General features: G+C 66.8%; 10 protein-coding genes. All 10 read right to left on the bottom strand.

Translation table 11 applies throughout. The features are described from left to right. Positions 1 to 7: 7 nt before the first annotated feature. The 10 genes from ileS to murC all read right to left on the bottom strand — a co-directional run bounded on the left by ileS (position 8) and on the right by murC (position 12,253). Positions 8 to 3,196 carry an isoleucine--tRNA ligase gene (gene ileS / locus BLT81_RS02780; RefSeq protein WP_019193078.1) on the bottom strand — a complete coding sequence of 1,063 codons (3,189 nt, stop codon included), beginning with the start codon at positions 3,194 to 3,196 and terminating at the stop codon, positions 8 to 10. 334 nt (positions 3,197 to 3,530) lie between these two features. After that, positions 3,531 to 4,873 (bottom strand): IS3 family transposase gene (locus BLT81_RS02775; RefSeq protein WP_231908963.1). Its coding sequence is split into 2 segments (ribosomal slippage): positions 3,531 to 4,423 and positions 4,423 to 4,873, totalling 1,344 coding nucleotides; the frame shifts between segments, so codons are not numbered across the junction. A 90-nt stretch (positions 4,874 to 4,963) separates the two neighbouring features. Further along, positions 4,964 to 5,947 carry a DivIVA domain-containing protein gene (locus BLT81_RS02770; protein WP_019193081.1) on the bottom strand — a complete coding sequence of 328 codons (984 nt, stop codon included), beginning with the start codon at positions 5,945 to 5,947 and terminating at the stop codon, positions 4,964 to 4,966. Between the two features lie 216 nt (positions 5,948 to 6,163). After that, entirely contained in the window at positions 6,164 to 6,469 is a 306-nt protein-coding gene (locus tag BLT81_RS02765) for a YggT family protein (protein WP_019193082.1), read from the bottom strand. A gap of 163 nt (positions 6,470 to 6,632) precedes the next feature. After that, complete coding sequence (locus tag BLT81_RS02760; RefSeq protein WP_019193083.1) at positions 6,633 to 7,097, bottom strand: cell division protein SepF; 465 nt, start codon at positions 7,095 to 7,097, stop codon at positions 6,633 to 6,635. 80 nt (positions 7,098 to 7,177) lie between these two features. Beyond that, positions 7,178 to 7,894, bottom strand: coding sequence for a YggS family pyridoxal phosphate-dependent enzyme (locus BLT81_RS02755; protein WP_019193084.1), 717 nt, complete (start codon positions 7,892 to 7,894; stop codon positions 7,178 to 7,180). Continuing rightward, complete coding sequence (pgeF, locus tag BLT81_RS02750; protein WP_019193085.1) at positions 7,887 to 8,663, bottom strand: peptidoglycan editing factor PgeF; 777 nt, start codon at positions 8,661 to 8,663, stop codon at positions 7,887 to 7,889. Before pgeF ends, BLT81_RS02755 begins: the two co-directional genes overlap by 8 nt. Positions 8,664 to 8,700: 37 nt before the next feature. Beyond that, positions 8,701 to 9,918 carry a cell division protein FtsZ gene (gene ftsZ, locus BLT81_RS02745; RefSeq protein WP_019193086.1) on the bottom strand — a complete coding sequence of 406 codons (1,218 nt, stop codon included), beginning with the start codon at positions 9,916 to 9,918 and terminating at the stop codon, positions 8,701 to 8,703. Positions 9,919 to 10,086: 168 nt separating this feature from the next. After that, on the bottom strand, positions 10,087 to 10,773 hold the full coding sequence (locus BLT81_RS02740) for a cell division protein FtsQ/DivIB (RefSeq protein WP_019193087.1): 687 nt from the start codon (positions 10,771 to 10,773) through the stop codon (positions 10,087 to 10,089). Between the two features lie 4 nt (positions 10,774 to 10,777). Then, on the bottom strand, positions 10,778 to 12,253 hold the full coding sequence (gene murC / locus BLT81_RS02735) for a UDP-N-acetylmuramate--L-alanine ligase (protein ID WP_019193088.1): 1,476 nt from the start codon (positions 12,251 to 12,253) through the stop codon (positions 10,778 to 10,780). Positions 12,254 to 12,276: the final 23 nt, after the last annotated feature.

Here is a 12,276-nt window from a genome sequence, read left to right as displayed (position 1 = left end):
ACGGGTGCTACGCGTTTTTCACCACGGTGGCCGTCACGCCCTCCACGATCTCGTGTTCGAGCGTGTCGCCGACAACCACGTCGAAGGACGTCGCCAGCGTTTCTGCGGCGATGTGCCGCGCATGCCCGCGTGCCCACTCCTGTTTGGAGTCCGGCACGCTCAGCACCACCGAGATCCGGTCGGACACCGCGAAATCCTCGCTCTTGCGGGCGTCCTGCAGGCCACGGATCACGTCCGCCGCCCAGCCCTCCGCCTCGAGCTCGGGGGTCACCGTGGTGTCGAGGACGACCAATCCGTCGACCCCGCCCTCGCCGCTCACGCGGGCGGTAGACTCCGGGTTCTCCGCAACCAGCCGCTCGGTGTAGAGCTCCGGGGTGAGCACGATGTCGCCGTCGACCACGACGTTGTGGCCCTCACGGACGTAGTTGCCCGCCTTGACGTTCTTGATCGCGCGCTGTACGTCGCGGCCGAGCTGCGGTCCCGCGACCTTCGCGTTGACGACCACCTCGAAGGAACCCGCGGAGTCCACGTCGTCGGTGAGCTCGACGTCCTTGACGTTGACCTCGTCGCGGATGGTGGCCGCGAACTCCGCGAGGGACGCTGAGTTCGGCAGCGCCACCGTGAGCTTCGGCAGCGGCAGGCGGTTGCGCAGCTTGTTCGCCTTGCGCACCGAGCTGGCCGCGGAGCACACCGCACGGGTGGCGTCCATGGCCGCGACCAAGTCGTCGTCGGCCGGGATCTCGCTGGCCTGGGGGTAGTCGGCGAGGTGCACGGAGCGCTCGCCGGTCAGGCCGCGCCAGATCACCTCGGAGATGTACGGCAGCAGCGGGGCCACCACGCGCGCGACGATTTCGAGCACCGTGTACAGGGTGTCAAAGGCCTCCGGGTGCGCCTCCTGGCCCTCCCAGAAGCGGTCGCGGGAGCGGCGCACGTACCAGTTGGTCAGGGTGTCGGCGAACTGGCGCACCTCGTCGCAGGCGTCGGCGATGCGGGTATCCGCCAGCGCGGCGTCGACGCCTGCGACGAGGTCGTGGGTCTTGGCCAGGATGTAGCGGTCGAGCACGTGGGTGGAGTCGGTGGACCAGCGCGCCTCCGTGGAGGAGTACAGCTGCAGGAAGCTGTAGGCGTTCCACAGCGGCAGCAGCGCCTGGCGCACACCCTCGCGGATGCCCTGCTCGGTGACGATGAGGTTGCCGCCGCGCAGGATGGGCGAGGACATGAGAAACCAGCGCATGGCGTCCGAGCCGTCGCGGTCAAACACCTCGTTGACGTCCGGGTAGTTGCCCTTGGACTTCGACATCTTCAGCCCGTCGTTGCCCAGCACAATGCCGTGGGCGACGACCTTCTTAAACGCCGGGCGGTCGAACAACGCCGTGGCCAGCACGTGTTGGACGTAGAACCAGCCGCGGGTCTGGCCCGAGTACTCGACGATGAAGTCCGCGGGCTGGCGCGCGTCGTGCTCCTCGGCGTTGTCGAAGGGGTAGTGGTACTGCGCGAACGGCATGGAGCCGGACTCGAACCAGCAGTCGAGCACGTCGGGCACGCGCCGCATCATGGACCGCCCGGTCGGGTCGTCCGGGTTCGGGCGCACGAGTTCGTCGATGTAGGGCCGGTGCAGCGAGGCGGGGCGCTCGCCGAAGTCCCGCTCCAGCTCGTCGAGCGAGCCGTAGACGTCCACGCGCGGGTACTCCGGGTTGTCGGAGACCCAGGCCGGAACCGGCGAGCCCCAGTAGCGGGTGCGAGAGATGTTCCAGTCGCGCGCGCCCTCGAGCCACTTGCCAAACTGGCCGTCGCGGATGTGGCCAGGGATCCATTCGATCTGCTGGTTCAGCTCGACCATGCGGTCGCGCACGTCGGTGACCTTGACAAACCAGGCGGGCAGCGCCATGTAGATGAGCGGTTCGCCCGAGCGCCAGGAGTGCGGGTAGGAGTGCACGATCGTCTGGTCGCGCAGGACCCGGTTTTTGGCCTTGAGGTCGCGGATGATGTCGCGGTTGGCGTCAAAGACGAGCTTTCCGGCGTACTCGGGCACGAGCGAAGTGAACTTTCCGTCGGCGTCGACGGGGATGACAAGGTCGATGCCGTACTGCTGCGTCGTGGCCATATCGTCCTCACCGAAGGCGGGCGCTTGGTGCACAATGCCGGTGCCGTCCTCGGTGGAGACGTAATCGGCAACGAGCACCATGAAGGCGTTGTCGTGGTCGGCGAAGTAGTCAAACACCGGTGTGTACTCCAGGCCCTCCAGCTCGGAGCCCGTAAAGGTGGCCAGCACGGCGGGCTCCTCCCCCAGCTCCTTTGCGTAGGCGCCGAGCAGGTTGGTGGCCAGCAACAGTTTCGCGCCGACGAAACCCTCCGCGCCGTCCTCGCCGACCTCGACGAGGGAGTACTCGATCTCCGGGCCGACGGCGAGGGCGAGGTTCGACGGGAGGGTCCACGGCGTCGTGGTCCAGGCGATGGCGGCGGCGCCGTCGAGCTCCGGGTGCTCAGCCCACGTCTTGTGCGCCGGGAAACCCTCGCGCGGACCGGTTAGCGGCAGGGTGACCGTGACGGTCGGGTCTTGGCGGTCGCGGTACGAGTCGTCGAGGCGCGTCTCTTGGTTCGACAGCGGGGTGTGCTCCGCCCAGGAGTACGGCAGGACGCGGAAGCCCTGGTAGATCAGCCCCTTGTCGTAGAGCTCCTTGAACGCCCACATGACGGACTCCATGTAGTCCAGGTCCATCGTCTTGTAGCCGTTGTCGAAGTCGACCCAGCGGGCCTGGCGGGTGACGTAGTCCTCCCACTCACCGGCGTACTGCAGGACGGAAGTGGCGCAGTACTCGTTGAATTTGTCCAAGCCCATGGACTCGATCTCGCCCTTGTCCGTGATGCCCAGCTGCTTTTCCGCCTCGAGCTCGGCGGGCAGGCCGTGGCAGTCCCAACCGAACACGCGCGGGACGTGGTAGCCGGACATCGTGCGGTAGCGCGGGACAATGTCCTTGACGTAGCCCGTCAGCAGGTGGCCGTAGTGCGGCAGGCCGTTGGCAAACGGCGGGCCGTCGTTGAAGACGTACTCGTCGCCGCCTTCGCGGTTGCGTAACGACGCCTCAAACGTCCCGTCCTTTCCCCAGTACGCGAGCACCTCGCGCTCCATCTCGGGAAACTTCGAGCTGCCGCCCGTCATATCCACCTTGGGGTACACGCCGCCGACGTCCGACATATTCTTCTCCTTCACTCACAGACGTATCCGCACTCGTGCAGGGACGCAGCAGGCGCCGCGCGGTACCACCCTGCTTGGGGCCCGTACCGGGCCCCCGCTTCATTTGTGGTGAAGGAAGTGACGTCTCCCCGTGACGTCCGGTTCTACTGGGCCGCCTACGACAGCGCGGCTGTTCTTCCGGAAACGCTCCCCGGTGATGGCCGGATCGACGCGTGCTCAAAGGATGCGGTGTTTAGTGTAGCCCACTCGGGCGCGCGGGCGGCCACAGGCGCATACAAAACTCCCCCGGCCGCGGGGGTCTGAACTGGCCCCCGAAAGTTGGACTGGTTTAATTCTAGGCGGTTAGGGTTTCAAGGGTCTGATTCCGGTATTGCATCGGGGTCAGGCCCTTGAGTCGTTGTTGGAGTCGTTGCGTGTTGTACCACTGGATGTACTCGTCGACCGCGGCGATGAATTGCTCAATGGTGTCGAAGACTTCTCCGTGGAACATTTCGGTTTTCAGGTGGCCGAAGAAGTTCTCCATGACCGCGTTGTCGTAGCAATTGCCTTTGCGTGACATTGACTGGACTCCATGGTGCTGGCTAATCAGGGTGCGCCAGGATGAGTGCTGGTATTGGAATCCTTGATCGGTGTGGATCATCCAGCCCGGCTCTGGAGCACACGCTTCGATCGCCTGCGCCAACGAGGCCGAGGTCAACGCTGTGGTTGGCGATGTGGCCACTGTGTGGGCGACGATTGCGCGGTCGAACAGGTCCATCACCGGTGAGAGATACACCTTGCGGCCGGCGACCTTGAACTCGGTGACGTCGCTGACGAAAACAGAGTTGGGTTTATCCGGGGTGAAGTTGCGCTCGAGTGTGTTCTCGGCGATGTGACTGGTTGTGCCTGTGTAGGAGACGTAGGGCCTGCGCTGGCGGATCTTGGCTTTCAAGCCCATCTCACGCATGAGCTTTAAGACAAGTTTGTGGTTGACTATCCAACCTTGGTTCCGAAGGTCGAGCAGTACCCGCCGGTAGCCGTAGCGGTGTTTGTTGCGCTTAAAACTGTCCCGGATCGCCTGTTTGAGCTCGGCATGTTTATCCGGTGCGGTGAGTCGTTTCTGGTGGTAGAAGGATGTCGAGCGTGCCATGCCGGCCGCATCCAGGAGGTACTCCAAGCGGTGGTGTGACTTGAGGATGACGATCGCCTGGGCTTTTAGGCGTGTCCCTGGTTCCTCAAGTCCCGCAGTTTTTTTAAGTAGGCGATTTCCGCTTCCAGCCGTTCAACCTGGCGGCGAAGCTTTTCTTCCTCAGAAAGCACCTTCGGTTTGCCTGAACCTTTCGGCCTGCCCTTCGGCTTCGGGCGCAGAGCCTCGTCGCCGCCTTTGCGCCACTTAATCACCCAGTCCTTGACGAGTTGGTCGGATGAAAGATTGAACTCTCGGGCAAGATCCATCTTCGACTCACCGGCAAGATGACGTTCCACAACCTCCTTCTTCGTCTCGAAGGAGTAGCGCTGCTTGTTCGGTTTCTCCACGAGACATAGCCTGCCACGCAGTTGGAAACGGCGATAGAGTGTCCGCGCTGTATCCCTCGAGACACCGACAACACGAGAAGCGGCGTGGGAACCCATTCCCTGCTCGAAAAGGTCGACTAACTGCTCACGCTGAACTTCACTCAGCGAACTACGTGCTCTCAAAGAACATGCTCCCCACTAGTTGTTAGCAACTGATTTCTCAGTCCAACTAATGGGGAGCAGTTCAGTCCGGGGGAGTTTCGGCGCGGCGCACTACTTATCGTCGTTGGAGTTGCCGGGGGCAAATGTGCCGCGGGTTTCCAGCTCCTCGAGCTGCGACTGCAGGAGGGTCTTCAGGCGCGTGCGGTACTCGCGCTCGAAGGTGCGCAGCTCGCCGATGCGGTTTTCCAGCGCGCTCTGCTGCTGCTTCACCGTGTTCATGATCTCGGTGTGCTTGCGCTCGGCGTCGCTGCGCAGCTTCGCCGCCTGCTCCTCCGCCTGGCGGATCTGAGCCTCGGCGCGGGAGTTGGCCTCGTTCGTGGTCTCGGTGGCCGTGCGCTCGGCATCGCTGACGAGCTGCTGGGCGCGGGACTCCGCCTGCTCGGTGGTCTGCTTGGCCTTCTTGTCCGCCTCCTCGAGCTGGGTGCGGGAGCGGTTTTCTGCGTCCTGGATCTGGCGCTGGGCGGCGCCGCGAGCCTCGTCGAGCATGGAGCGGGCCTCTTCCTGCGCCTCAGAGGTGAGGCGGTCCGCCATCTCCTGGGCCATGCCGAGGACCTTCGCGGCCTGGACGTGGGTGTCGGCCGTGGCGTCGCCATCCGCCTTCTGTGTGGCGGGCTGCGCCTCGGCGGCGGGCTGGGCCTGCTGTGCGCGGGCCTTCTCCGCAGCCTCCGAGGCCTCCTTGCGGGCGCGGGTGGCGTCGTCCTTCGCAGAGCGTGCCTCGTTCTCCGCGCGGGTTTTCGCCTCCTCCGCGGCGCGTAGCTTCTGCTCGTAGGTGGAACGCAGCTCCTGCTCGATCTCCTTGCGGATCGCGGCCTCGTTCACGCCGCTGTCGCGCACTGGGGCTGCCGCGGCCGGTTGACCGCCCTTCCCCAGCTCCTCTACACGAGCGCGCAGCTCGTCGTTCTCGTCCTGCAGCTGTGCAAGCGTGTCTTCAACGAGGTCGAGGAACTGGTCGACCTCGTCCTCGTTGTAACCGCGCTTGCCGATGGGCGGCTTGCTAAAAGCGACATTGTGCACGTCTGCTGGTGTGAGCGGCATGAGCGATCCCTTCATGTTGTCCCACCCGTTGCCACGGGTGTGCGGGCGAAACCCAGTGTGTGGGGTGCGCCCAGACAGTTCGTTGTATTTTCCTTATTGAACAGAGCGTAGTGAACAGACAGTGTAGCCGAGTCATCCCCGCGCTATGTGTATTTATACCCTCACTATCGACCGGAGGGTGAGCCCAACGCAACCAAACCGGCGTTTTCCTTCCGCCTACAGGAAGGGCACCACCAATAATGCCTGCGCCAACACTTGGGCAATAGCCAGGATAAGAAACAGCACGATGACGCTGACGTCGAGGCCCACTCCCCCGCTCAGGCGCAGCGGAGGGATGAGGCGCCGCAGCGCCATGACCGGTGGGTCGGTGACCACGAACATCGCCTCCGCCACCACCATGAACCAGCGCGGCGGCGCAAACTGCTTCGAGAAGGACTGGATCATCTCGACGATAATTCGGATCACCACCACCGTGGTGTACAAGCCGATAAGTGCGCAGATAGCTGCTCCAAACAATGCCACGCGGCCAGCCTACCGCCCCACGACCCCAGCGGAACAACCGCGTGCTGGCCGGCGCGGCGCGGGGCGCGCCGACACGCTGTGCAACGCGCACGGCCGCGCCCCCAGGCGCACCTGGAAGCACGGCCGTGCGTGTGCCGCCCGACGAGAAAACCGGAGCGGGCCCCTAGCGCAGGCGCGCAGCGCGCTGCAGCTCGGAGGCAGTGAACGGCGCATTCTCGGGGGTGATGGCGAAGACGCGGCGCGGGGTATCCATGCCGCGGGTCAGGTTGTGCATCCGGCCGCGCAGGGCGAAGCACAGGCCCGCGGCGAAGTCGACAAGGCGCTTCGCGTCGGCGGCGTCGAGGTCACTGAGGTCCATGATCACGGCGTCGCCGTCGCGGAAGGGCTCACCGATCTCTTTGGCGTCGTTGTAGTTGCGCGGCGTCGCGGTAACAATCGCCGGCTCGAGGGTGCGCGGGTAGTCACCGCGGTAGTCGGCGCGCGGGGCGGCCTCGGAGTAGGGGCGCGCCGGAGCGCGGTCGTAGGCGGTGGAGCCGCCGTCGGTGTAGTCAGCGTCGTCGTAGTAGGCCGCATCCTCGTTGTAGGGGCCGAGGCCGAAAAATTCCTTTGCGGTGCCAAAGATGGACATGTTGTCGCTGCTCCTGGGGGTCGTTGTCGGGGTGCGGCCGCTGTCACCAGCGCCACGGTGAATTACGTCAGTGTTAGCCGTTAGCCTACGGGCCGCTCGCCCAGCACCCCGGTTCCGACACGCACGATATCGGAACCGCACGCGATGGCGTGCTCGAAATCGCCGGACATCCCGGCCGAGAGGACCAGGCGGCAGCCGAGGGAGGCGGCGCGGGCGTCGGTGAGTTCGCGGGCGCGGGTGAAGACGGGCTCGGGGTCGGCGTCGAGAGGCGGCACGACCATGAAGCCCGCGAACGTGAGATGCTCCGCCTCCACGACGGCGGCCACGACCTCGTCGATCTCACCTTCCGGCACCCCGCCGCGGGCTTGGTCGCCGTCTGCGGACAGCTGCACCAGACACGACAGGGACTCGCTGTCGCGGTCGCCGCGCTCCAGCGCGAGCCCCATGCCCCGGTCCAGCCCGTGGGCGAGCTTGACGGAGTCGACGGAGTGGACCTCCCGCGCCCAGCGCGCCACGGAGTTCGCCTTCTTCGATTGGATCTGCCCGATCATGGCGATACCCACCGCGGCGCCCGTCTCCGCGAGGTGCTCGGCTTTCGCGCGCGCTTCCTGCTCGCGGTTCTCGCCGACGAGGTCGATGCCCAGACCCGCGAGGATCTCAATGTCCTCGACCGGGTGGAATTTGCTCACGGGCAAAAGCCGGACGCTGCCCGGCTCGCGCCCCGCCTTTTCTTCTGCTGCGGCAATCCGCTCGCGCAGCGCCGCGAGGTTCGCCGTGATCTCCTCGGTCCTACCCATGTGCATGCCCCTTCCTGTGGTCTCCTGCGTTTCCGGTCAACCAAATCACACCCGCCTGGCGCCCCGTCGTGCCCTCTCGCCGGTGGGAGAAGAAGTCCTTGTCAGTGATAGTGTCGCGCGGGTCCGCGTCGACGTGGGTCACGCCCCGCTCGAACAGCTGCCGCACGATGCCCGCCCGCACGTCAAGGCCCCAGGTCCCTGCCGCCGTGCGCGTCAGCGAGCCAGGCAGATGCTTATCGACGTCCCGGGCCATCGCCTCGGGCACCTCATAGCTCCTCCCCGCCGCCGCGGGCCCCAGCAGCGCCGTGATCGCCCCCGGCGTCGCACCGCACTCCACCATCGCCTCGACGGTGCGGGCCACGATCCCGTTGCGCGCCCCCATTCTGCCGGCGTGCACGGCGGCCGCGACACCCGCGGTGTGGTCCGCGAGCAGAACCGGGGTGCAGTCGGCGACGAGGACGCACAGGGCCAGCCCCGGGGTCGTGGTCACCAGCGCGTCGGTCGCGGGGACAGGCCCGTCCTGGGGCGCGTCGACGCGCGTGACTGTGTTGGTGTGCAACTGCTCCATCCACACGAAGTTCTCGGACGCGAGGCCGAGCACCTCGGCGAGGCGGCGGCGGTTCGCCGCGACGGCCTCCGGGTCGTCGCCGACGTGGGCTCCCAGGTTGAAGGAGTCGTAGGGAGACGACGACGTCCCGCCCGCACGGGTGGTAAACACCATGCGGACGGGACGGTCGTGGGCGGGGGTGCGCTCGCTGTCGGGTGCCATGACCTCCACCCTAGCGAGCCCGCCCGGTGCAGCAGCGTTAGCGCAGGAAGTCGGGGACGTCGACGTCGTCGTCCTCGCGGGGCCGGCTCGAACCGTCGCGCCCGGAGCGGGTGAACAGGCCGGAGTCGCGCTCCTCGTAGCGGTGGCGCGGCTGGTACTCCTCGCGGCGCTGCTCCTCGGCCGGGGCGGCGGCGCGGTCGTCGAAAAGCGAGCCGCGGGCCGGCGCCGGGGTGGCGGACTCGGACGCGGGCTCCGCCGCCGGGGCCGGAGTGACCTTCTGCTCCACGGAGGCGTCGGGGCGGGCGTTGGCCTTCTCGTCGAAGCCGGTCGCGATGATGGTCACGCGCACCTCGTCGCCGAGGTTGTCGTCGATGATGGTGCCGAAGATGATGTTGGCGTCGTCGTCGGCCTTCTCCTCGACAATGGAACCCGCCTCGTAAACCTCCTGGAGGCCCAGGTCGGAGCCGCCGGCGACGGAGATGAGCACGCCCTTGGCGCCTTCCATCGTCGTCTCCAAAAGCGGCGAATTGATCGCCTGCTCAGTGGCCACGAGCACGCGGTTGTCGCCGCGGGCCGAACCCACGCCCATGAGCGCGGAGCCGGCGTCCGCCATGACGGAGCGCACGTCGGCGAAGTCCACGTTGATCATGCCGGGGATGGTGATGAGGTTCGTGATGCCCTGGACGCCGTTGTAGAGCACCTCGTCCGCCGCGCGGAAGGCCTCCATCATGGACAGGTCGGAGTCGCCGAGCTGCAGCAGGCGGTCGTTCGGGATGACGATGACGGTGTCGCAGACCTCCTTGAGCGCCTCAATGCCCTCCAGGGCCTGGCGGAGGCGGCGCTTGCCCTCGAAGGAGAACGGGCGGGTGACCACGCCGATGGTCAGAGCGCCCATCTTCTTCGCGATGCCCGCCACGACCGGCGCCGCGCCTGTGCCGGTGCCGCCGCCCTCGCCTGCGGTGACAAAGACCATGTCGGAGCCCTTGAGCGACTCCTCGATCTCCTGCTTGTGGTCCTCCGCAGAGGTGCGGCCAACCTCCGGGTTCGCGCCGGCACCCAGGCCGCGGGTGGCTTCACGTCCGATGTCGAGCTTCGTGTCGGCGTCGGTAAACAGCAGCGCCTGGGAGTCGGTGTTAACCGCGACGAATTCAACGCCTTTGAGCCCTTCTTCGATCATGCGGTTGACGGCGTTGACGCCGCCGCCGCCAACACCGACAACGCGGATCATGGCGAGGTAGTTGGCTGGAGAGGTCATGGAATGATTCTCGCCTTTCAGATACGTAGATTTTTGGGGTTTTTGGGTCGGTCATGCTGCGCATGGAACGCTCCCCATCATGGGGCACAAAAGCGCGAAAGCCCGGTTTTTACCTCGGCGTGTTGCAACCCTAAACCTTGACTTTAGGGTTGTGACCTGGGGTTTTCACTAACGCACGGTCACCAGCTCGGGGTTCGAGATGTTGAACTCCGCGCCCTCCCGGTGCACGACCGTCTCGAGGGCGCGCGCCTTATTGTCGTTGTCCTTGCTAGCCCCCCAGACGACCCTGCGGTCGTCGTCAAGCCGAAGGACAAAGGTGGACGGGCTCGACGCCTCAATCGACGCGACGCGGCCGCGCATCTCCTCGCTTATCGACGTCACAATCGCCACCGCGTCCCGCCTCACGCGCTCGTTTTCGAGCGCCGAACCGGCGAGCTGAACCGCTCCTTCCGGCGGGTCGGCCACGACGAATTCCTCGCCGCGCGTATCGATAAGCCGCGACCCCTCGGGCGTGTCGGCGTAGGCGACGGCCACGTGTTCCTCCACGGTCACCGCGATCGTCGACGGCCACGAGCGCCCCACCGTCGCGCTTTTGACCCAGGGCAGTCCGGCGACGTCGGAGGCGGCCTGCTGGACGTCGACACGCGCGATCGGCGTGCCTTCCTCGATGCTCGTCGCCGCAATAATCTCGTCGCTGCTGAGCTGGCGCTCGCCCTCAACCTCGATCGTGCGCACAGGCATCGCCGGGGTGAACGGAACAGCGACGGCGATGGCCACGAGCGCAACGACGGCAAGGACGGCGACGACACCCCGGGCGGGCGGGCGGCGGCGCGTCGCCTGCGTGTTCTCGGGCATTGCGCTAGCCCTCCTGTGCCAGAGCGCTCAGGATCTCGCCGGCGAGCATGGTGACCGTGCCAGCGCCCATCGTGAGCACGATATCGCCCGCGCGCGTCAGCTCGCGCACCGTTGCCGGTGCCGCGGAGAAGTCCGGCTCGTAGCGCACCTCGGTGGTTTCCCGTTCGATGCGGTCGGTGATGATGCGCGAATCAACGCCCTCCACCGGGGTCTCCCGCGCGCCAAAGATGTCGAGGACCACGGCGGCGTCGGCGAGCGAGAGCGCAGCGGCGAACTCCGCGGCGAACTCCTGGGTGCGCGAGTACAGGTGCGGCTGGAAGCACACGATCACCCGCGCGTCGTTGCCCTCGGCGTCGACCTTTTCGCGCGCCGCGCCGAGCACGGCGGCGACCTCGGTCGGGTGGTGCGCGTAGTCGTCGTAGACGCGGGCACCCGCGCGCTCGCCCTCGGCGACCTCGCCGGTGAACTCGAAGCGGCGCCGCACGCCCGTGTACTCGCTGAGCCCGGCCGCAAGGCGCTGCGGATCCGCACCCGCCAGCGCGCCGGCAAGCAGCGCGGCCACCGAGTTGAGCACCATGTGGTGGCCGGGCACCGACATCGTGTACTCCACGTCGCCCTCCGCGCCAGCAACCGCCAGCGCCACCCGCACCGACGCGGGGCCTCCGCGCTGGGACTCCTGCGCGATCACCGCGCCCGCGGGGACGTCGGGGTGGGCCGCGGCCGCGGCGGCGGTGCCGTAGCCAAGCACCGCGACTCCGCGCTGCGCCGCGCGCCGCCCGCACTCGACCGCGTTGTCGTCGTCGAGGCACACCACGAAGGTGCCCGTGTCCGCGACGCGATCAGCGAAGTCGTCGAAAACTTGAAAATAGGACTCCGCGTCGCCGAAGTAGTCCAGGTGGTCGGGTTCGATGTTCGTGACCACGGCGACATCCGGCGCGTAGCGCAACAGCGACGCGTCGGATTCGTCGGCCTCCGCGGCGAAGACGCGGCCCTGCCCGTGGTGTGCGTTCGTACCGGCGCGGTTGAGCTGGCCGCCGATGGCGAAGCTCGGCTCCTCCCCCGCCGCTTGCAGAGCCACCACGGCCATCGAGGTCGTCGAGGTCTTCCCGTGGGTGCCCGCGAAGAGCACCTGCGTATAGCCTTCCATGAGCTCCGCCAGCACGTCGGAGCGGCGCAACACGGGGATGGACTCCGCGCGGGCGCGCGCCAGCTCGGGGTTGTCCTGCGGGATCGCGGCGAAGCTGGTCACCACAGCCGTCGGCGCCTCCCCCGCGAGGTTGAGGTTCTCGGCGGCGTGCCCCACGGCGATCTGCGCCCCGCGCGCCCGCAGCGCACGCACCGGCAGCGAATCCTTGACGTCCGAGCCGGTCACCACAGCGCCGCGGTCCAGCAGGATGTGCGCCACGCCGGACATTCCGGAGCCGCCGATTCCGATGAGGTGAACGCGGGAGAGGTCGACGTCGGTACCGGGGGTGGTCATGTCTGCAGGGTGCTCCTTCGCGC

The organism is Corynebacterium timonense (genome assembly GCF_900105305.1).
Taxonomy (GTDB): Bacteria; Actinomycetota; Actinomycetes; order Mycobacteriales; family Mycobacteriaceae; genus Corynebacterium; species Corynebacterium timonense.
The sequence above is the reverse complement of the archived record's forward strand: the minus strand, read 5'-3'. Positions and strand labels throughout refer to the sequence as shown.